Here is a 19,058-nt window from a genome sequence, read left to right on the forward strand (position 1 = left end):
GACGGCGCCGGCGACGCGGGGTCACAACTCGAACTGCGGGGTCTCCAGGGTGCGGGTCTCGTCGCCGACCGTCGCGGTCAGGCGCACGCGGCTGAGCCCGGACGGCACCTCGTCGAACACGAATCGGCCGGTCTCCGCCGGGGTCGTGCGGCGCTCGCGCTCGCCCTGCAGCAACAGGATCTCCGCGGCGGCGGTGTCCACCCAGCCGTCGATCCGCCGTCGCCCGGACCCGGTCGTCGTGACGTGGAGGAGGATGCTCGTGCTGCCGTCGCTGAACTGCAGGGTGAGGGCGTCGGTCTCGCCGCGGACAGCGCCGAGCTGGCCTTCCACGAGCGTGAGCAGAGCGTACTCGCGGTTGAGCCCGTCCGCGGCGACCGCGGCGACCATCCGGTCGATGAGGCCGGCCGGGACGGGATCGACCTCTCTCCAGAGGCTGCGCAGACGGGCGAACAGCCGGGCGTCGTCCTCATCGCTCATGATCGTCCCTCCGTCCGGGTGGCCGGGGCGTCGAGGAGGTCGCGGAGCTTCGCGAGGCAGCGGCTGCGGGTCGGGCCGATGCTGCCGACCGGCATGGAGAGGTCGCGGGCGAGGCGCGCGTAGTCAGGACGGTCCTCGAAGGCGATCACCCGGAGCAGGCGCTGACAGCGCTCGGCGAGGCGGCGGACGGCGGCCCAGAGTCGGCGGTTCTCGTCGTCGAGCGCGGCGTGCTCCTCCGCGGACGCCTGCTCCGGAAGGAGGGCGTCCAGGTCGTCGGACTCCGCGGTGTCGACGCGACCGTTCGCCTTGCCGACCTTCCAGGCCTCGCGGCGGGCGGTCGTCGTCAGCCAGGCGGAGACGGCACGTGAGTCGACGATCGCGCCGTGGCCGCGCACGAGCTGGAGCCAGGTCGTCTGCACGACGTCTTCTGCGATAGTGCGTTCGAGGCCGTAGGCGCGCACGACGTGCCAGAGCACGGGCGTCATCAGCCGCACCAGGTCGTCCATCGAGCGGCCGTCGCCATCGCGCCACGCATCGAACAGGTCCGCGGCGCGTTCCCAGCGTGCGCGCCCGTCGTCGGATGCCGGATCGAAGGCGGCGCCGGGGGCACCGTCGATCATGAAGCCCATTGTGATCACACCTACCAGGAGCACGGCAAGGGCTCGGTGATACATGTCGCCGTCCAAGAATTCCGACGGCCGGATCCGTGGTGCGACGCCGCCCTCGCTAGCGTGGAGGGGTGATCGCTCTCGTCGTCGTGCTGTTCCTCAACGCCGGTTTCAACGTGCTGGTCTGGCCGCGGTTCTACAGCCGCGTCGCGAAGGACCCGCGTGCCAGGGACGAGAACGGCAAAGCCACCCCGTTCCTCCGCGTGCACGTCATCCTCATCGTGATCGCGCTGGTGCTGGCCGTGGCCTCCGCGGCGGCGGGGATCACCGTGCTCGCGGTCGCGCCCTAGCGCAGTGTCTCCACCTCAGTCCCCCTCGTACCGGGCGGCGTGCGCGGCCCAGCGAGACTCGACCGGGAGGCTGCGGAGGGCGCGGTTCCCGATCGCGAGGGCGGCGGCCACCACGCACAGGGCCGCGCAGATGAGGATGGTGCCCTGTCGTCCGAGCCCGGCCAGGCCGAAGCCGGCGATGAGCGGGGCGAGCGGCATCGCGCCCATCGCGAGGACCCCCATGGCGCTGTTCGCGCGTCCCAGCAGACGTGACGGCGTGGCCACCATGAAGTAGCCCATCATCCCGGCGTTCAGGGCGGGGACGAGGAGAACGGTGGCACCGAGGACGGCGGCGACGGTCCACGGTGCCGACGCGAACGACAGCACGACGGCGCCGAGGGCGACCACTGCGAGCCCGCCGATCGTAAGCATGCCCGCCGGGATCCTGGGCACGAGGAGGGGGGCGACGATCGCGCCGACGAGCATCACGGCACCGATGGCCGCGCTGACGGTTCCGATGAGGAGTTCGGAATGGCCCGCCTGCTGCAGCGCATAGACGGCCGTGGTGATCGCGGCGTTGAAGCCGAGGTTCACGATGGTCATGATGAGCATGACGCCGCCGAGGTCGGGACGGGACAGCAGCCAGCCGAAGCCCTCGCGGAACTCCCGCCAGGCGTTCGGGCGCGCGGGGGGCGCGCCGCCGTCGTCCTCGTCCAGAGCGCCGACGTCGGCGATGCCCGCGCGCCGGACCTGTCGCCCGAGGAGCCCGGCGGTCACGGCGGCGACGAGGTGGCACAGGGTCATGACCGCGCCGACGAGCCAGCCGCCTACGCCGAGCAGCAGCCCGCCCAGCGGGCCGCCGGCGAGCTGAAGGGCCGCATCGCGCCCCTGGTTCGCGGCCTGCGCGCGCCCCATCGCGTCGTCCGGGACGATCTCCTTCAGCGCGCTCTCGCCGGCGACGTCGAAGAGGCCGCTCCGCGCGGCCAGCAGCACGTCGATCACGAGGAGGGTCGCGAAGGTGAGGGCGCCGCCGAGGGCGAGCAGGGTGAAGGCCCCGGCCAGCACGATCCCCAGAATCGAGCCGACGAGCATGAGCACGATGCGCCGGTGCCGGTCCGCGATGATCCCGCCCACGAGGGTGAGCAGCACCCGCGCCACCATGCCCGCCCCCGCGATGATGCCGGCCTGTGCGGGGTCGTTCGTGATGACGAGCGCGAGGAGCGGGACCGCGAACCCGAAGAGCGCCGAGGCGAGCCCCTTGCTCGTGTCGCTCACGAGCCAGGTGAGGTAGCGCGTGTTCTGCCACAGGCGGTGCGGAGTGCTCGTCGTGCTCATGGCTCGACGATAGTTCCGCAAGAATAATTGCGCAACTGTTCGTGCGCATTTGCGTGACTAGGATCGGGGAATGGCTGACGACGCGGAGAAGACCTCTCGGGAGGACGCCGCCTTCATGACGTCGGCCATGCTCAAGGCCTACTCACACCCGCTACGCCGCCAGATCCTCCGCCTCATCGCGCGCCGCGGTTTCCTGCGCGCCGCGGACATCGCCGGCGCGCTCGACGTGCCGGCCAACAGCGCCAGCTTCCACCTGCGGGTGCTCGCCGAGGCGGGGCTCATCGAGGAGGCTCCGGAGCAGGCCAGAGACCGTCGCGACCGCGTGTGGACGGGACGCAAGGGCGCCCTCACCGTCGGCGGTCCGGAGAATCCGGTCGCGGACGAGGCGCTCGGCGATGCGGTGGTGGCCGCGCTCGCAGAGGACCACGTCGACCTGCTCCGCCGTGTGGTGGCCTGGACGCCCGAGTATGTGTCCGGTCGCACCGCCGACGTGCACGCGTCGTTCGTGCAGCGCACCATCCGACTGACCGAGGCCGAGTTCGACGACGTGATGCACAAGATCGATGACGTGCTCTCCGCCGCCGACGACGCGCACGACGACACCGACCCCGCGGGCCGTCACTGGCAGCTGGACATCGTCGTCGCCGACGACACCATCTGACTCACTCGTCTTCGTCGTCGAGGCGCTCGCCGCTGAGGATGAGGATGCGGCGGAGGTGCATCGCCGTCAGCACGCCCGGTCCCATCGAGCTGCGCACGTCGAACGTGCGGTCGTCGACCTTCTCCAGCAGCAGCCGGATCGCGCGCGCCGCCTCCGCGCGGCGGCGATGCGCCGCGCTCGAGGCGGGGTCGTCCTCCGCGATGACGTCGGCGACGGCGTGGCAGGCCGCCGACAACGGCTCGGGCAGGGCAGGATCCAGGGGCATGGCCGCCGGACGCTCCCAGATCGTGTCGGCCGTCGCGTCGGCGATGTCCCGGATGAGGTGCGCGATGCGGTCGAGGGTGGAGAGCTGCTCGTGGATGTGGGCGGTTCCCGCATGCCGGCGGCGCGCGCGCGGGTTGTAGCGGACGCTCTCGTCGGCTTCGGCCAGGGCGGCACGGAGGTCGGCGGTGGTCTCGGCGAGCGCTGCGGCATCGTCGGCCCACTGTGCGGTCTCCGGCGGCCAGGACTCCGAGACCGCGGAGCCGATGTCGTGGAGGTGCCCGGCGAGCTGTCGTCGGAACTCCTCCACCCGCGCCTCGGCCGATCCGATGAGCGGGGCGGGGGCGAAGAGGAGGTTCACCACCAGACCGATGACGATCCCGACCCCCATCTGGGCCAGGTAGCCGAGGGAGTAGTCGTCCGCGTTCTGACCGCCGATGATGAGCACGAACAGCGCCGCCATCGGGACGTACTCCTTGCCGACGCCGAACCAGCCGGTGCCGGAGACGAGGACGCCGAGTCCCACAACGAGCGGGATCGTCCACCACGTCGGCCCGACCGTGAGCACGATCACCGCGGCCAGACCGATGCCGGTGGCCAGACCGAACAGCGTCTGCAGGCTCGACCGCATGGACCCCATGAGCGTGGGGTACATGCTCACGAGCGCGCCCAGGGGTGCGTAATACGGGTACTCGTCGGTGACCCCCGGCATGTGCGGCGCGATCGTCCACGCGAGTCCGACGGCGAGCGCCGTCTTGACCACGAGGAGCAGACGGGCGGGGCGGACCGCCTCACGGACGGTGCGGGCGAGGTACGAGCGGCGCTCGCGGACGCGCAGGCGCGAAAGGTCGGGCGTCACGTCATCCTCTCCTCGCGGCGGTCGGGTGGTCCATCTCTGGCGAGGATAGGGCGGTAGGCGGCGCGCGGCCACCGGGTTGCCCCGCCTCGGGTCGCCGGGTAGAGGGCGGCCGAACGCGGATGCCGCGACCGCGCGGGGTGCGCGGCCGCGGCATCGGCGGATTCCGGTCGTCGCGTCAGGGCGTGGCCCGGCGGAACGCGAGGAAGGAGACGCCGCTGAGGACGGCGACGACCACGAGCCCCCAGAGGGCGAGGCCCACGGCGCCGAGGTCGAGGATGCCGAGCCACACGTCGCCCCACAGCTCGAGCCGCGTCACGAGGAACACGACCCCCACGAGGAGGAGCGCCAGGGCGACGCCCACGATGGTGAGCACCATCGGGCCCCAGCTCTTGTAGATGGTCGCGCCGGTGAACCCGACCACGAAGAAGAACAGGGCGAGGGTGAAGTAGACGATGAAGGCTCCGAGCGGTCCGGCCTCCCACAGCCACGGCAGGTGGAACACCCAGCCGTTCACGCCGTACCCGTTCGTGGCCAGCTCGATCGCGCCGCCGAGGAGGAACAGCAGACCGAGCAGCGCGCTGCCGAGGATCGCGGTCAGCAGGGTTCCGATGAAGAACTCGCGCCGGGTGACGCTCATGGCCTGGGAGAACGGGAAGGTCAGCGTCATGGCCGACAGCCCGATCGCGAAGAAGTACCACAGCGGTGCCTGGCCGCCTCCGCCGTACTTGGGGGCGTCGCCGGGGATCATCGCGTAGATGAGGACCGAGATCACCACTGCCGAGGCGAGGATGATCAGCGGCACCCAGACGAAGGTCTGCCGGTTGATGAGCTGCAGGCGGATGACGTTGAGTGTGCGTCGCATCAGCGGACTCCTTCCGTGGTGGCGTCGGCTCTGGTGCCGGTGCGGGTCTCCGCCTTCTGGGTGAGGCGGACGATGAGCTGCTGCAGCGAGACGGGGGCGAGGTCGAGGCCGGCGGCCCGCACCTCCGCGCGGTCGTCGGCGGTGAGCGCACCGAGCACGGTGACCGAGGCCACGCGACCGAGCTCGTCGCGGTGCAGCACCTCGCGATCGCCGACCCAGGCGTCGACCTTGGCGGCGTCGCCGACGACGGTCACGGCGCGGTCGCGGACGGCATCCGTGTCCTCGTTGAGGAGGATCTGGCCGTTGTCGATCACGATGACCTTCTCGATGAGGTTCGCGACCTCGTCGATCAGGTGCGAGGAGAGGATGATCGTGCGCGGGTGCTCCGCGTAGTCCTCCACGAGACGGTCGTAGAAGATCTGCCGGGCGACCGCGTCGAGTCCCAGATAGGGCTCGTCGAAGAACGTGATCTCGGCGCGGGAGGCCAGGCCGATGATCACGCCGACCGCGGAGAGCTGCCCGCGGGACAGCTTCTTGATGGTCTGCTTCATCGGCAGCTGGAACTCCGCGATGAGCTCGTCCGCGAGGCCCTGGTCCCAGTGCGGGAAGAACAGGCGGGCGGCGGCGAACGCGTGCCGCGGGGTCGCATCGTCCGGGTACTTCTGGCTCTCCCGGACGAAGCAGATCCGGCCGAGCACATGCGCGTTCTCGTACGGGTGCTCGCCGAACACCTTAACGGTGCCGGAGGATTCGAAGTTCTGGGCCGTGAGGATCGACATGAGTGTCGTCTTCCCGGCGCCGTTGCGGCCGAGCAGCCCGTAGATCGAGCCTCCCTCGAGGGCGAGCGACACGTTGTCGAGCGCCCGCTTCTCCTTGTAGCGCTTGGTGAGGTTCTGCACCTCGATGACGGCGGTCATGCGGGGTTCTTCCCTTCTGGGGTGGGGGCGGATGCGGCGCGCTGACGGAGCAGGTCCGCGAGGTCTTCCGCGCCGAGGCCCAGCGTGCGGGCCTCCGCGAGGAGCGGGTCGATGTAGCGGTCGGCGAAGGCCGCGCGGCGCTCGCCGAGGAGCAGGTCCCTGGCGCCTTCCGAGACGAACATGCCGATGCCTCGGCGCTTGTGTAGCACTCCCTTGTCGGTGAGCATGGCGACTCCCTTCGCGGCAGTGGCGGGGTTGATGCGGTAGAACGCGGCGAGCTCGTTCGTCGAAGGGGCCTGCGCCTCCTCGGCCAGCGAGCCGTCGAGGATGGAGTCCTCGATCTGCTCGGCGATCTGGAGGAAGAGCGGCTTGCCTTCTTCGATCACGAGTCCTCCGTGGTTGCTGGGTTACTTACTTGACTAAGTAACCACGGAACCAGCCACGGTGTCAACCCCTCTGGATGTGGACGGGCACAGCTTCGGAGATCTCCGTCGACATGCCGCCCGACGGTCGGTTCTGGCGGCGTGTCGGCCGTCAGCTCCGAACTTGTGCACGGGGAGGGGGTGAGGCCGGCCGCGTACAGTGGGCTGGTGCCGGAGTTCCCCTACAGTCGTCTGCGTCGCTGGCCCGACGTCGAGGCGGACAACCTCCAGGCCCACGATGCGACCGATCTGCTGCTGGTGGAACGGGCGCTCGCTCTCGACGTGCCGGGGTCCGAGACGGTCGTGATCGGCGACGAGTACGGCGCGATCACGCTGGCTCTCACGGCGGCTGGGCGGCGCGGGATCCGGGTGCACCAGGACCTCGCGACCGGACGCCGCGCGCTCGCCCGCAACGCCGAGGAGCTCGGGATCGGTGGGTTCACCCCGCACGAACTCGACGAGGGCCTGCTCGCCGGTGCACAACTGGTGCTGCTGCAGCTCCCGAAGGCCCTCGCCGAACTGGAGGAGATCGCGGATGCGGTCGCCCGGTGGGCTGCGCCTGACGTGGCGCTCGTCGCCGGCGGTCGAGTGAAGCACATGACTCTGGCGCAGAACGATGTCCTGGCGCGGAGCTTCGCCCACGTCCAGGCCCAGCGTGCGGAGCGGAAGTCGCGGCTGCTCGTCGCCACCGAACCCCTCCCGGTACCGGAGTCGCCGCCGTTCCCGGTCTCCGCGCGGCACGGCGACCTCGTCCTCGTGGCCCACGGCGGCGCCTTCGCCGGGTCCCGCCTCGATATCGGCACCCGGGTCCTGCTCGAGGTGCTCGGCCTGGGCGGTCCACAACTCAGGAGAACAGAGGTGACACGCGCCGAGAACGAGCGGAACGGCGGCGACAGCAGCCGTTCTTCCGGAGTTGTGAACGCCGGGCGCCGCGTCCTCGACCTCGGCTGCGGGACCGGCGCGCTCGCCGTGTCCTGGGCACTCGCCTCCCCGCGGGACCGGGTCGTCGCCACGGACCGCTCGGCCGCCGCCGTCGCCTCCGCCCGTGCCACCGCGTCGGCGAACGGGGTGGCCGATCGGGTCGAGGTCACCCACGACGACGCGGGCTCGGCGCTCGCCGCGGGGAGCTTCGACACGGTGCTCCTGAATCCGCCGTTCCACCTCGGTGCCAGCGTGCACACCGGCGCCGCGACCCGCCTGTTCGAAGCCGCCGCGCGTCTGCTCCGCCCCGGCGGCGAGCTGTTCACCGTGTACAACTCGAGCCTCGGCTATCGGGCCGAGCTGACCCGGCTCCTCGGCCCCACCGAGCAGCTCCGGCGCACCCCGAAGTTCACCGTGACGCGCACCGTCCGACGCCCGTGAACGCGGTGCGCCGAGATTGCTAGACGCTCGTACTATCCCCCGGTCAGCGCCGGAAACCCGGGCGGCTCCGTGGCGCAGGATTTGCCGCTGACCGGCCATTTCGTTACGTTGGTCTGCGGGCCTGACGGCCCATAGACCAGTCCGCGGTCACGTCCTTCCTTCGATGAGCTGTGCGGCGAAGAGGCGTGGGCGTACGGTCGATCCCCTCTGCGGCGGATCCGAAATCCGCCGCCTGTGCCGCCACAGCGAAGACGTCGAACGGCCTCGTGAGGATCACCCGGGCGTGACCGAAGCAGGCTCAGCCACCCGAAGGCCGAGCCGCAGGGGAAACGTGTCCGAAACAGCACTCGAAGCGCGCCATCTGTACAAGGTGTTCGGGAGGAATCCGAGCGCCGCCGTCCGCCGGCTGAAGGCCGGGGAGAGCCGTGCCGCCGTCGCCGACGCGGGGACCGCCGCCGTCATCGACGCCAGCTTCACCGTCAACCGCGGTGAGATCTTCGTCATCATGGGCCTGTCCGGATCGGGCAAGTCCACCATCATCCGCATGCTCAACGGGCTGCACGACATCACCGCCGGCACCGTCACCGTGGGGGGCGACCCCATCACCGGGATCCCGGCCGCCCGCCTGCGGGAGATCCGCCGCGACCGCATCTCGATGGTGTTCCAGCACTTCGCGCTGCTGCCGCACCGCACGGTCGCCGCGAACGTCGCCTACCCGCTCGAGCTCAAGGGCGTCGGCAAGGCCGAGCGCCAGGCCAAGGCCGAGGAGATCCTCGCTCTCGTCGGGCTCGAGGGCCAGGGCGACAAGCTGCCGTCCGAGCTGTCCGGCGGCATGCAGCAGCGCGTGGGCATCGCCCGCGCCCTCGCGGCCGACAGCGACATCCTGCTCATGGACGAGGCCTTCAGCGCGCTCGACCCGCTGATCCGCCGCGAGATGCAGGAGCAGCTCCTGGAGCTGCAGCAGAAGCTCCAGAAGACCATCGTCTTCATCACGCACGACCTCAACGAGGCCATGTTCCTCGGTGACCGCATCGCCGTCATGCGCGACGGCCGCATCGTGCAGATCGGCACGCCGGAGGACATCCTCATGGACCCGGCGAACGACTACGTCGAGCAGTTCGTGCAGGACGTCGACCGTGCCCGGGTGCTCACCGCCGCGAACGTCATGGAGCGTCCGCGCCCCGTCGTCGCCGAGTCGGCCGGTCCTCGCACCGCGCTCCGCCAGATGCGCGACGCCTACATGTCGGCGACCTACGTGGTCGGCAAGGACCGCCAGCTCGTCGGCGTCGTCACCGACCGCGACGCCGTGAAGCTCGTGCGACAGGGCGCCACGCGCCTCGACTCGATCATCAAGCCGGTGCTGCAGAGCGTGCGCGAGGACGACGTCCTCATGAACCTGTTCGTCCCGGCCGTCGAGTCGCCGCTGCCTCTCGCGGTGACGGATGCCGACGGCCGCCTCGCGGGCGTGATCCCGCGCGTCACGCTGCTCGCGGCGCTCGGTCCCGGGCCCGGAGCGACCGAGGAGATCCTGCTGCCGATGACCCCCATGCCCCAGGCCGAGATCGACGCCGTGCTCGACGACGGGTGGACGGCCGAGCCCGGCCCTTCGACGAGCTCAGGGACCCAGGGCGGGTTCGCCTCAGGGGTCCAGGGCGGGTTCGCCTCAGGGGCCCAGGGCGGGTTCGCCTCAGGGGCCCAGGTCGACACGGAGGAGGTGCGCTGATGGACGGTTTCCGCATCCCCGTGGGCGACTGGGTCGCCGCCGGCGTCGACTGGATCACCGCCAACCTCGACGGCCTGCTCGACGCGGTCTCGTTCGTGGTGAGCTTCCTCGTCGACGGCCTCACCCGCCTGCTCCTCACGCCGCACTTCGCGGTCATCATCGTGATCGCGGCGCTGATCGCCTGGCTCGTGCGCTCGTGGCAGCTCGCCATCGGCACGATCCTGTCGTTCGGGCTCATCGTCGCCATGGACCTCTGGGTCCCGGCGATGCAGACGCTCGCTCTGGTGCTCGTCGCCGCGGTCGTGGCCGTGCTGATCGCGGTGCCGCTCGGCATCTGGTCGGCGCGCAATGCGACCGTGCGCGCGACGCTCAAGCCGGTGCTCGACTTCATGCAGACCATGCCGGCCTTCGTGTACCTGATCCCGGCGATCGTGTTCTTCGGCATCGGTGTGGTGCCCGGACTCGTCGCCACCGTGATCTTCGCGCTGCCTCCCGGCGTGCGCCTGACCGAGCTGGGCATCCGCGGCGTCGACGCGGAGACCGTCGAGGCCGGCCACGCCTTCGGAGCGACGCCGGGGCAGATCCTCCGCGGCATTCAGCTCCCGCTCGCGATGCCGACCATCATGGCCGGCGTCAACCAGGTCATCATGCTCGCCCTGTCGATGGCGGTCATCGCCGGCATGGCCGGTGCCGACGGGCTCGGGAAGATGGTCGTCGAGGCGATCTCGACCATCAACATCCCCAAGGGTGTCGAGGCCGGACTGGGCGTCGTGCTCATCGCCGTGTTCCTCGACCGGGTGACCGCCGCTCTGGGTGCCCCCGGCGAGAATCGCTCCTCGCTCCTCGGCATGCTGAAGCGTCGCGGTTCGTCCCGGCCCTCCGCCCCCGTGGCGTCGGAGCCCGCAGCCTCCGCGCCCGCCGAGGAGGCTTCGACCGAATCCGAGCTCGCCCGCGCCTGAGCCCCCGCGTCCCCCACCCCCTTTCGTCCGGTGCGGGACGGAAAAGGGGCGCGGGGGCGCGGATCCCGGCACGGTTTCGATCCCGGCACAGCTGTCCCGCGGCCTCGTCCGCACCTCCTGAATCACATACGGAACGCAAGAGAGAGAGTCACATGAAGAAGAAGATCCTGACCATCACCGCCCTCGGGGCTGCCGCAGCGCTCACCCTCGCCGGATGCAGCGGCGACGGCGCCGGCGGCACGAGCGGTGGCGGCGACGGCGCCGACGACAAGGGCACCATCACCCTCGGGTTCCTGCCCTCCTGGACCGACGGCCTCAGCACCGCCTACCTCCTGCAGGACCAGCTCGAGAAGATCGGCTACACGGTCGAGATGAAGACGCTCACCGAGGCCGGCCCGCTCTACACCGGGCTCGCGCAGGGCGATGTCGACATCTACCCGTCGGCGTGGCCGGAACTCACCCACGCCTCGTACATGGACAAGTACGGCGACGACATCGAAGACCTCGGCAAGTACTACGAGAACGCCAAGCTGACCCTCGCGGTGCCGGAGTACTCCGAGCTCACCTCGATCGAGGACCTCGCGGGCAAGGGCGCCGACTTCGACGGCAAGATCTACGGCATCGAGCCGGGTGCGGGCCTGACCGCCCAGACCCAGAAGATGATGCCCGAGTACGGCCTCGACGGCGAGTACGAGCTCGTCACCTCGTCGACCGCGGCGATGCTCACCGAGCTGAAGACCGCGACCGACAAGAAGGAGGACATCGTCGTCACGCTGTGGCGTCCGTTCTGGGCCAACGACGCCTTCCCCGTGAAGGACCTCGAAGACCCGAAGGGCGCCATGGGCGAGGCCGAGGCCCTGCACTTCCTGGGTACCGCGGGCTTCGCGGACGAGTTCCCCGAGGCTGCCGAGCTGATCGAGAAGATCAAGCTCGACGACGAGCAGTACGGCGCGCTCGAAGACCTCGTGGTCAACGAGTACGGCGAGGGCAAGGAAGCCGACGCGGTCGACGCGTGGCTCGAGGAGTACGGCGACCAGTTCGACTGGACCGTCACCAGCTGACACCCGTCGCACGTCTCGAAGGAGGGTCTCCCGCGCCGGGAGGCCCTCCTTCGTCGCGGGTGACCCCACTTACATTCCGGTACGGGAGGTGGAAGCATGGCGCGAAACCGGCGGGTCGACCGGCCCGCGGATGGGGGGACACGACCATGTGCACAGGACTGAGTTTCACGACCGCCGACCACTACTTCGGGAGGAATCTCGATCTGGAGTTCTCGTACAACGAGACCGTGACCGTCACACCGCGGAACTTCCCGTTCCCGTTCCACCGGCTGCCGTCGTTGCCGACGCACCACGCGATCATCGGGATCGCCACGATCGCCGACGGCTACCCGCTCTACTACGACGCGGTCAACGAGAAGGGGCTCGGCATGGCGGGGCTCAACTTCCCGGACAACGCGCACTATCCGGCGGCGGGGTCGGGGGACACCGAGGTCACGCCGTTCGAGTTCATCCCCTGGGTCCTCGGACAGTTCGAGACGGTGGCCGAGGTGAAAGAGGCGCTGCGGTCGGTGAGTCTCGTCGACATCGACTTCAGCCCGGAGTTCCCGCTGTCGCCGCTGCACTGGATCATCGCCGACAAGAGCGCATCGATCACGGTCGAGAGCGTGCGCGGCGGCCTCAAGGTCTACGACAACCCGTGGGGCGTGCTCACGAACAACCCCACTTTCGACATCCAGAGCTTCCGGCTCAACGACTATCAGCACCTCTCGAAGCGGCAGCCGGAGAACACGTTCGCCTCGGACGTGCCGATGGACCTCTACAGTCGCGGCATGGGAGGGATCGGGCTGCCGGGCGACTTGTCGTCATCGTCGCGGTTCGTGAAGGCGGTGTTCACGCGCATGAACTCGGTGTGCGGGACGACGGAGTCGGAGTCCATCAGCCAGTTCTTCCAGATCCTCGGCTCTGTCGCCCAGCAGCGCGGGTGCGTGCAGGTCGGCGATGAGGAGAAGTACGAGATCACCATCTACTCGTCGTGCACCAACACCGCCACGGGCGTGTACTACTACACGACCTACGAGAACAGTCAGATCACCGGTGTGGACATGCACAAGGAGGATCTCGACGGTACGGACCTCGTCGCCTATCCGCTCGTGAAGGGGCAGCAGATCGCGATGCAGAACTGATCTCCGCTCCGCGCAACCCCCTCATCGGGAGGGCGGCCGCGGCGTAGCCTGTGGCCGTGGACGGGTTCGCGGCGGTCGACTTCGGGTTCGCCCGCGAGGCCCTGCAGCGGGGCATCGCGGCGCTGTACCTCGTGGCGTTCGTCTCGACGCTCAACCAGTTCCGTCCGCTCCTCGGTGAGCACGGGCTCCTGCCCGCGCCCGTGCTGCTGGACTGGGTGGCGCAGAAGCGCGAGCGCCGGAAGCTGCTGCACCCCACGCTCTTCACCCGCGTCCGCTACACCGACCGGCGCCTGGTCGCGCTGTGCGGGGCGGGGATCGTCATCGCCGCCCTGCTCATCGCCGGGGTGCCGCAGCTCGGACCGCCGTGGGTGCCGATGCTCGCCTTCCTCGCCCTGTGGTTCGGCTATATGTCGGTCGTGAGCATCGGGCAGACGTTCTATTCCTTCGGGTGGGAGATGCTGCTGCTGGAGGCGGGGTTCCTCGCGGCCTTCCTCGGCTCGAACGACCAGCCGCCGCCGACCGTGGTGATCGTGCTGTTCTGGTGGCTGCTGTTCCGGCTGGAGTTCGGTGCGGGGATGATCAAGATCCGCGGCGGACGCGAGTGGCGCGACCTCACCGCGATGACCTTCCACCACGAGACCCAGCCGATGCCCGGGCCGCTGAGCCGCCAGGCGCATCTGCTGCCGCGGTGGTTCCACAAGCTCGAGGTCGTCGGTAACCACGTCGCGCAGCTGGTCGTGCCGTTCTTCCTCTTCGCCCCGCTGCTGTCGCTGTGGCTCCCCGACCGCGCGTGGGTCCCTGAGCTTGTCGAAGGGGTCGCGTGGGTCGGCGCCGTCGCCGGCGGCATCGTGATCGCGACGCAGCTGTGGCTCGTGCTCACCGGGAACTTCGCGTGGCTGAACGGGGCGACGATCGTGCTCGGGTTCTCCGCGATCGGCCTCCCCGGCATCGGGACTCCGGAGCGGGCGCCGGAGACCTCGCTGCCGTGGACGGTGTCGGGTATGCCGCTGTGGTGGGTCGTGGTGACCTCGGCGGTCGGGGTGCTGTTCGTCGTGCTGAGCGTGCCCGCCGTGCGCAACCTCTTCGCGCGACGGCAGCTCATGAACGCGAGTTTTCACCGCTGGCAGCTCGCCAACGCCTACGGAGCCTTCGGCACGGTCACGCGGGAGCGGATCGAGATCGTCGTGGAGGGGTCGGACGACGAGGAGGGCCGGCACTGGCGCGAGTACGAGTTCCGCGGGAAGCCGGGGGACGTGCGGCGGATCCCGCGGCAGTTCGCCCCGTATCACCTGCGGCTCGACTGGCTGATGTGGTTCCTGCCGCTCGGCCACTCGCTGGACGACTGGTTCTCCGTGTTCCTCGTGCGGCTCCTGGAGGCGGATGCCCCGACGCTGCGGATGCTGCGCGTGGACCCCTTCGATGGCGAGCGGCCGCGGTGGGTGCGTGCCGTGTCGTACCGCTACCGCTTCACGACCCGCGCCGAGCACCGTGTCGACGGCGCCGTCTGGGTCCGGACCGGTCGGCGCGTGGTGCTCGGTCCGGTCGGTCTCCGCTGACTTCGAGTCGCCCACTGTGCGGCAAATCCCGGCGGAATGGAGCCATTCGGGCGATTCGGACGGCCGCCGAGCGCGGCGAAACGCCCCGGCCGGGGAGAGTCCCCGGTCGGAGCGTTCCGTCTCGCTTGACGTCGATCAGCTGACCTTCTTCCGGTACGAGATGATCGCGAACACGTAGGCGACCACGAGGATCCCGACGCACCAGGCGAGAGCGACCCAGATGTCGGACCCGACCGGCTCCCCCGCGAACAACGCCTGGATGGTGTCGACGATCGAGGTCACCGGCTGGTTCTCCGCGAACCACTGCACCGGTGCGGGCATGGTGTCGGTCGGCACGAACGCCGAGCTGATGAACGGCAGGAAGATCAGCGGATACGAGAAGGCGCTCGCGCCGTCGACCGTCTTCGCGTTCAGGCCCGCGATGATCGCCAACCAGGTGAGTGCCAGCGTGAACAGCATCAGGATGCCGATCACTCCGAGCCAGGCCCAGACGTTCGCCCCGGTGCGGAAGCCCATGAGGAAGCCGACCCCGAAGATGACCGCGAGGGTGATGGCGTTCGCGGTGAGCGACGTCAGCACGTGGGCCCACAGCACGCTCGACCGGGCGATCGGCATGGAGTGGAACCGCTCGAAGATGCCGCTCTGCATATCGGTGAACAGCCGGAACGCCGTGTAGGCGATGCCCGACGCGATCGCGATGAGCAGGATGCCCGGCAGCAGCTAGTTCACGTAGTTCTCGGCGCCGGTGCTCTGCTGGAGAGCGCCGCCGAAGACGTACACGAACAGGAGCATCAGGGCGATCGGGGTGACCGCGGTGGTGATGATCGTGTCGGGGCTGCGGAAGATGTGCCGCATGGAGCGGCCGGTGAGCGTCGCCGTGTCGGCGGCGAAGTGCGTGGTCATGCTGCATCTCCTCTCTGGACCTGGGTCCCTGAGCCAGCTTGGGTCCCTGAGCCTGTCGAAGGGCCCGAGGGGCCGATGAGGGTGAGGAAGATCTCCTCGAGGGTGGGCTGCTTCTCGACGTACTCGACCTTCGCGGGCGGAAGGAGCCGCTTCAGTCCGGCGAGCGTGTCGTTCGCGATGATGCGGCCCTCGTGCAGGATCGCGATGCGGTCGGCCAGCTGCTCCGCCTCATCGAGATACTGCGTGGTGAGCAGCACGGTCGTGCCGCCGCCCGCGAGCTCCTTCACGACGTCCCACACCTCGATGCGCGACTCGGGGTCGAGGCCCGTGGTCGGCTCGTCGAGGTAGATGACCTCGGGGTCGCCGACCAGGCTCATCGCGATGTCGAGCCGGCGCCGCATCCCTCCGGAGTACGTGCCGACCTTGCGGCCCCCGGCCTCGGCGAGCCGGAAGCGCGCGAGAAGCCGATCGGCCACGGCGCCGGCGTCGGGGAGATGCCGCAGCTTCGCGACCAGCACCAGGTTCTCGCGTCCGGTGAGGATCTCGTCGACCGCAGCGAACTGTCCGGTGAGGCTGATGCTCTCGCGCACTCCGACCGGGTTCGCCGCGACGTCGATGCCCTGCACCGTCGCCGTGCCCGCGTCGGCCGTGAGCAGCGTGGAGAGGATGCGCACCATGGTGGTCTTTCCCGCGCCGTTCGACCCGAGGAGGGCGAAGATCGATCCCCGCTCCACCTCGAAGTCGACGCCGCGCAGCACGTGCAGATCCTTGTACGACTTCTCGATGCCGTGCACCGAGAGGGCCGGCGTCGTCATGACTCGTCCTCCTTCTTCCTCGCCTCCGCGACCGCGTTGTTCAGCCGCGCGCGCTCCTTGTCGACCCACTGCGTGCCGCCGTAGGCCTCGGCGTAGTTCTCGGCGAACTCCACGGGGTCGTCGCCGATGATGTCGTCGATCGGGGTGCCGTCGATCGCGGCGCGCTCCCACAGGTCGGCGAGGTCGAGGAAGATCTGCACGAGGGTGTCCCCGTCGGTGATCCCCCCGTAATACATCGTGTAGCGGTGCTGGGCGTTGGCGACCGTGCGGTACGGCTCCGGCAGAGCCTCGATCCGCGCCTTCGCCTGCTTGTACTGCTTCTTCTGCTCGAGCGATCCGGTGAGCGCTTCGATCCATTTGGCGGCCATGTCAGTTCCCCTTGTCCGTGGTGTTCGTGTTGAGTCGTTCGATGTGCGTGCGGAGGAAGTCCCAGGTCGTCCAGAACTCCTCCAGCTCCTGTCGGCCCTGCGCATTGAGGGTGTACACCTTGCGGGGCGGGCCCTTCTCGCTCGGCACCTTCTCGACGTCCACGAGCTTCTTCTGCTCGATCCTGACCAGCAGGGCGTAGACGGTGCCTTCCGCGGTGTCGGTGAATCCGTGCTCCCGCAGGCGCGCGGTGATCTCGTACCCGTAGGCCGGCTGCTCGGCGAGGAGGGCCAGCACGATGCCCTCCAGGGTTCCCTTGAGCATCTCGGTCATCTGCTTGCCCATCGTCCCCTCCTCTCGTTCCTGTTTCTTCCGTTCGGTACTCAGTATTGCTGGGTACCGGTACAAAGTAACACTGAGTACCGGTACTTAGCAACACCGAATACTGAATCTTTTCGCCGGGACCCCGGGTACGCGGCGAGACCCCGGGCTGCAGACGCGAAAACCCCGGGGTGTCGACGACAACCCGGGGTCTCAGCGAAAGAGGGGAGGGAGCGGAAGCGTCAGCCGCGGAGATAGGCGAGGACGGCGAGGACCCGACGGTGGCCGCTGTCGCTGGCGGCCAGCCCGAGCTTGGCGAAGATGTTGCCGATGTGCTTGCTCACCGCGGTCTCCGTCACGAACAAGCGTGCGGCGATGGTGGTGTTGTCCAGGCCCTCGGCCATGAGCCCGAGCACCTCACGCTCCCGCGGAGTGAGGGTCTGCACGGGGTCGTCGGCGCGACGTCGGCTCATGAGCTGCGAGATGACCTCGGGGTCCATCACGGTCCCCCCGGCGGCCACCCGGCGCAGGGCGTCGACGAACGCGGCGACCTTGCCCACGCGCTCCTTCAACAGGTAGCCGAGGCCGTCCGCCCCCGCCGCGAGGAGCTCCCCCGCGTAACGGTCCTCCACATACGCCGAGAGCACGAGCACCGGGAAGCCGGGGCGGCGGGCTCTCGCCTCGGCCGCGGCCTTGAGCCCCTCGCTGGTGAAGGTCGGCGGCATCCGCACATCGACCACCGCCGCATCGGCCTCGTCGAGGAGGGCGAGGAACCCGTCCGCGTCCGGCACGGCGCCGATCACGTCGAAGCCCTCGCTGCGCAACAGGAGCGCGAGGCCCTCCCGCAGCAGGGTGTCGTCCTCCGCGATCACGATCCGCATGGCAGCTCCGTCCGCAGGATGGTGGGTCCCCCGGCGGGACTCGACAGGTCCATCGTGCCCTCGAACGCCTCCACCCGGCACCGGATCCCGGCGAGACCTCCGCCCGGACGCTCGATCGCGCCGCCGGCCCCGTCGTCCTCCACCGTGATGAGGAGCAGCTCGCCCTCCCGCTCCACGCGCACGGCGGCTCGCGTGGCGGCGCTGTACTTGTTCACGTTGGTCAGCGCCTCCGCGACCACGAAATACGACGCCGACTCGACCGCTGCCGGCACTCGGCCGATGTGCGCGGCGTCGAGCGTGCACGGCACGACGCTGCGCCCGGCGAGCGACGCGAGCGCCCCCTCGAGACCCAGTTCATCGAGGATCGGCGGATAGATGTCGTGCACCGTGCGCCGGAGGCCGGCGAGGGCATCGGCCGCGGCATCCTGCGCACGGTGCAACGGCTCGATCACATCGCCGCCGGTCTCCTGGGCGCGCTCCGCGATCCCCAGCATCATCACGACGTTCACCAGGCGGTTCTGGGCGCCGTCGTGCAGATCGCGCTCGATGCGACGGAGCTCGGCGGCGTGGGCGTCGAGCGCGGCCGCGCGGCTGCGCGTCAGCGCGTCGACGCGGGCGGCGAGGCGCGACTTCTGCGGCGTCGCGAGGAGCCTCGCCGAGACGAAGGCCACCAGTCGGGCGACCGCCGGCACGAGGAACAGCGCGCCCACCGCATAGGCGAGGGCGACGAGCGGCATGGTCCACGCGAGCTCCCACGACGTGACCGGGTACGGTGAGCCCACCGGGTCGTCGGCCGGGGCGAACTGCCAGTACCAGGTGACCGCGAGGCTGTTGACGGCGGACAGGGGCAGCGCGAGCGTCAGCAGCGACAGCCACATCACCGGGAAGGCGTGCACGGTGAGCCACAGCGCATCGCGAGCGGTGGAGCGGGAGAAGGCGAAGCGCAGACGCTCGTCGATCGTCGCACCGCGCGGCAGTGTGCGCCCGAGTGGCGGCAGATCCTCCCCGCGTCGTCGTCCGACCCGTCGCCGCGCGCGGTCGCTCCAGGCGTGCAGCACCTGCACGACCTGCGGAAGCAACAGCACTCCGCCCGTGATGAGCATGAGCGGCAGCAGCACGAGGATGACGCAGAACAGCGCGAGGGACACGACGGAGGCGCCGAGTTCGACGGCGAGGAACCGCGCATCGGGCAGCCATCCGCGCAGCCACCGGCGCATCCATCCGTCCTTCACCCTGCAAGTCTGCCCGAGCGTCCC

General features: G+C 69.7%; 20 protein-coding genes and 1 pseudogene. 8 read left to right on the top strand and 13 right to left on the bottom strand.

The genetic code is table 11. From position 1 onward, the window contains the following. Positions 1-21: 21 nt before the first annotated feature. Complete coding sequence (locus tag C6C15_RS00570) at positions 22-477, bottom strand: hypothetical protein (protein ID WP_105949005.1); 456 nt, start codon at positions 475-477, stop codon at positions 22-24. After that, positions 474-1,097, bottom strand: coding sequence for an RNA polymerase sigma factor (locus tag C6C15_RS00575; protein ID WP_234024190.1), 624 nt, complete (start codon positions 1,095-1,097; stop codon positions 474-476). The genes C6C15_RS00570 and C6C15_RS00575 overlap by 4 nt, the downstream gene beginning before the upstream one ends. A 119-nt stretch (positions 1,098-1,216) precedes the next feature. Here C6C15_RS00575 and C6C15_RS00580 point away from each other — a divergent pair, with 119 nt between their 5' ends. Further along, positions 1,217-1,435: an SCO4848 family membrane protein gene (locus C6C15_RS00580; protein ID WP_105949007.1), complete on the top strand. Its 219-nt coding sequence runs from the start codon at positions 1,217-1,219 to the stop codon at positions 1,433-1,435. Between the two features lie 15 nt (positions 1,436-1,450). Here C6C15_RS00580 and C6C15_RS00585 read toward each other — a convergent pair whose 3' ends face one another. After that, positions 1,451-2,749, bottom strand: a complete 1,299-nt coding sequence (locus tag C6C15_RS00585; protein WP_105949008.1) for an MFS transporter — start codon at positions 2,747-2,749, stop codon at positions 1,451-1,453. Between the two features lie 70 nt (positions 2,750-2,819). Between C6C15_RS00585 and C6C15_RS00590 the strand changes: the two genes are divergently transcribed. Continuing rightward, positions 2,820-3,410 carry an ArsR/SmtB family transcription factor gene (locus C6C15_RS00590; protein ID WP_060923262.1) on the top strand — a complete coding sequence of 197 codons (591 nt, stop codon included), beginning with the start codon at positions 2,820-2,822 and terminating at the stop codon, positions 3,408-3,410. A 1-nt stretch (position 3,411) separates the two neighbouring features. Here C6C15_RS00590 and C6C15_RS00595 read toward each other — a convergent pair whose 3' ends face one another. The 4 genes from C6C15_RS00595 to C6C15_RS00610 all read right to left on the bottom strand — a co-directional run bounded on the left by C6C15_RS00595 (position 3,412) and on the right by C6C15_RS00610 (position 6,695). Continuing rightward, entirely contained in the window at positions 3,412-4,530 is a 1,119-nt protein-coding gene (locus C6C15_RS00595; RefSeq protein ID WP_105949009.1) for an FUSC family protein, read from the bottom strand. 175 nt (positions 4,531-4,705) lie between these two features. Next, a complete protein-coding gene (locus C6C15_RS00600; RefSeq protein ID WP_105949010.1) occupies positions 4,706-5,392 on the bottom strand; it encodes a hypothetical protein in 687 nt (228 codons plus the stop codon). Further along, complete coding sequence (locus tag C6C15_RS00605) at positions 5,392-6,309, bottom strand: ABC transporter ATP-binding protein (RefSeq protein ID WP_062637529.1); 918 nt, start codon at positions 6,307-6,309, stop codon at positions 5,392-5,394. The genes C6C15_RS00600 and C6C15_RS00605 overlap by 1 nt, the downstream gene beginning before the upstream one ends. Then, positions 6,306-6,695 carry a GntR family transcriptional regulator gene (locus C6C15_RS00610; protein WP_060923259.1) on the bottom strand — a complete coding sequence of 130 codons (390 nt, stop codon included), beginning with the start codon at positions 6,693-6,695 and terminating at the stop codon, positions 6,306-6,308. Before C6C15_RS00610 ends, C6C15_RS00605 begins: the two co-directional genes overlap by 4 nt. A 204-nt stretch (positions 6,696-6,899) precedes the next feature. On the opposite strand from C6C15_RS00610, the gene C6C15_RS00615 reads away from it, so the two are divergent. The 6 genes from C6C15_RS00615 to C6C15_RS00640 all read left to right on the top strand — a co-directional run bounded on the left by C6C15_RS00615 (position 6,900) and on the right by C6C15_RS00640 (position 14,516). Continuing rightward, complete coding sequence (locus C6C15_RS00615; protein ID WP_105949011.1) at positions 6,900-8,093, top strand: class I SAM-dependent methyltransferase; 1,194 nt, start codon at positions 6,900-6,902, stop codon at positions 8,091-8,093. A gap of 331 nt (positions 8,094-8,424) precedes the next feature. Further along, on the top strand, positions 8,425-9,816 hold the full coding sequence (locus C6C15_RS00620) for a quaternary amine ABC transporter ATP-binding protein (RefSeq protein ID WP_234024191.1): 1,392 nt from the start codon (positions 8,425-8,427) through the stop codon (positions 9,814-9,816). Next, entirely contained in the window at positions 9,816-10,775 is a 960-nt protein-coding gene (locus tag C6C15_RS00625; RefSeq protein WP_060923286.1) for an ABC transporter permease, read from the top strand. Before C6C15_RS00620 ends, C6C15_RS00625 begins: the two co-directional genes overlap by 1 nt. Before the next feature lie 152 nt (positions 10,776-10,927). Then, positions 10,928-11,836, top strand: a complete 909-nt coding sequence (locus tag C6C15_RS00630; RefSeq protein ID WP_060923285.1) for a glycine betaine ABC transporter substrate-binding protein — start codon at positions 10,928-10,930, stop codon at positions 11,834-11,836. A gap of 146 nt (positions 11,837-11,982) precedes the next feature. Then, entirely contained in the window at positions 11,983-12,960 is a 978-nt protein-coding gene (gene bsh, locus C6C15_RS00635; RefSeq protein ID WP_105949012.1) for a choloylglycine hydrolase, read from the top strand. A gap of 56 nt (positions 12,961-13,016) precedes the next feature. Next, complete coding sequence (locus tag C6C15_RS00640) at positions 13,017-14,516, top strand: lipase maturation factor family protein (RefSeq protein ID WP_105950722.1); 1,500 nt, start codon at positions 13,017-13,019, stop codon at positions 14,514-14,516. 135 nt (positions 14,517-14,651) lie between these two features. Here the strand turns inward: C6C15_RS00640 and C6C15_RS00645 are convergent. The 6 genes and pseudogenes from C6C15_RS00645 to C6C15_RS00670 form a co-directional block, all read right to left on the bottom strand. Next, a pseudogene (locus C6C15_RS00645) lies at positions 14,652-15,419 on the bottom strand (ABC transporter permease). Further along, a complete protein-coding gene (locus tag C6C15_RS00650) occupies positions 15,416-16,234 on the bottom strand; it encodes an ABC transporter ATP-binding protein (RefSeq protein WP_105949013.1) in 819 nt (272 codons plus the stop codon). Before C6C15_RS00650 ends, C6C15_RS00645 begins: the two are co-directional and overlap by 4 nt. Beyond that, positions 16,231-16,602, bottom strand: coding sequence for a DUF1048 domain-containing protein (locus C6C15_RS00655; protein ID WP_060923281.1), 372 nt, complete (start codon positions 16,600-16,602; stop codon positions 16,231-16,233). Before C6C15_RS00655 ends, C6C15_RS00650 begins: the two co-directional genes overlap by 4 nt. Position 16,603: 1 nt before the next feature. Further along, entirely contained in the window at positions 16,604-16,945 is a 342-nt protein-coding gene (locus C6C15_RS00660; RefSeq protein WP_060923280.1) for a PadR family transcriptional regulator, read from the bottom strand. A 218-nt stretch (positions 16,946-17,163) separates the two neighbouring features. Then, entirely contained in the window at positions 17,164-17,802 is a 639-nt protein-coding gene (locus tag C6C15_RS00665) for a response regulator transcription factor (protein ID WP_105949014.1), read from the bottom strand. Continuing rightward, a complete protein-coding gene (locus C6C15_RS00670; protein ID WP_234024192.1) occupies positions 17,790-19,034 on the bottom strand; it encodes a sensor histidine kinase in 1,245 nt (414 codons plus the stop codon). Before C6C15_RS00670 ends, C6C15_RS00665 begins: the two co-directional genes overlap by 13 nt. Positions 19,035-19,058 lie beyond the last annotated feature (24 nt).

It is taken from the genome of Microbacterium sp. str. 'China', from assembly GCF_002993305.1.
GTDB lineage: Bacteria > Actinomycetota > Actinomycetes > Actinomycetales > Microbacteriaceae > Microbacterium > Microbacterium paraoxydans.

Coding starts and splice junctions, on each gene's coding strand:
- C6C15_RS00570 (WP_105949005.1), bottom strand. CDS start 477: ATGAGCGATGAGGACGACGCCCGGCTGTTCGCCCGTCTGCGCAGCCTC.
- C6C15_RS00575 (WP_234024190.1), bottom strand. CDS start 1,097: ATGATCGACGGTGCCCCCGGCGCCGCCTTCGATCCGGCATCCGACGAC.
- C6C15_RS00585 (WP_105949008.1), bottom strand. CDS start 2,749: ATGAGCACGACGAGCACTCCGCACCGCCTGTGGCAGAACACGCGCTAC.
- C6C15_RS00590 (WP_060923262.1), top strand. CDS start 2,820: ATGGCTGACGACGCGGAGAAGACCTCTCGGGAGGACGCCGCCTTCATG.
- C6C15_RS00600 (WP_105949010.1), bottom strand. CDS start 5,392: ATGCGACGCACACTCAACGTCATCCGCCTGCAGCTCATCAACCGGCAG.
- C6C15_RS00605 (WP_062637529.1), bottom strand. CDS start 6,309: ATGACCGCCGTCATCGAGGTGCAGAACCTCACCAAGCGCTACAAGGAG.
- C6C15_RS00625 (WP_060923286.1), top strand. CDS start 9,816: ATGGACGGTTTCCGCATCCCCGTGGGCGACTGGGTCGCCGCCGGCGTC.
- C6C15_RS00630 (WP_060923285.1), top strand. CDS start 10,928: ATGAAGAAGAAGATCCTGACCATCACCGCCCTCGGGGCTGCCGCAGCG.
- bsh (WP_105949012.1), top strand. CDS start 11,983: ATGTGCACAGGACTGAGTTTCACGACCGCCGACCACTACTTCGGGAGG.
- C6C15_RS00650 (WP_105949013.1), bottom strand. CDS start 16,234: ATGACGACGCCGGCCCTCTCGGTGCACGGCATCGAGAAGTCGTACAAG.
- C6C15_RS00655 (WP_060923281.1), bottom strand. CDS start 16,602: ATGGCCGCCAAATGGATCGAAGCGCTCACCGGATCGCTCGAGCAGAAG.
- C6C15_RS00660 (WP_060923280.1), bottom strand. CDS start 16,945: ATGGGCAAGCAGATGACCGAGATGCTCAAGGGAACCCTGGAGGGCATC.
- C6C15_RS00665 (WP_105949014.1), bottom strand. CDS start 17,802: ATGCGGATCGTGATCGCGGAGGACGACACCCTGCTGCGGGAGGGCCTC.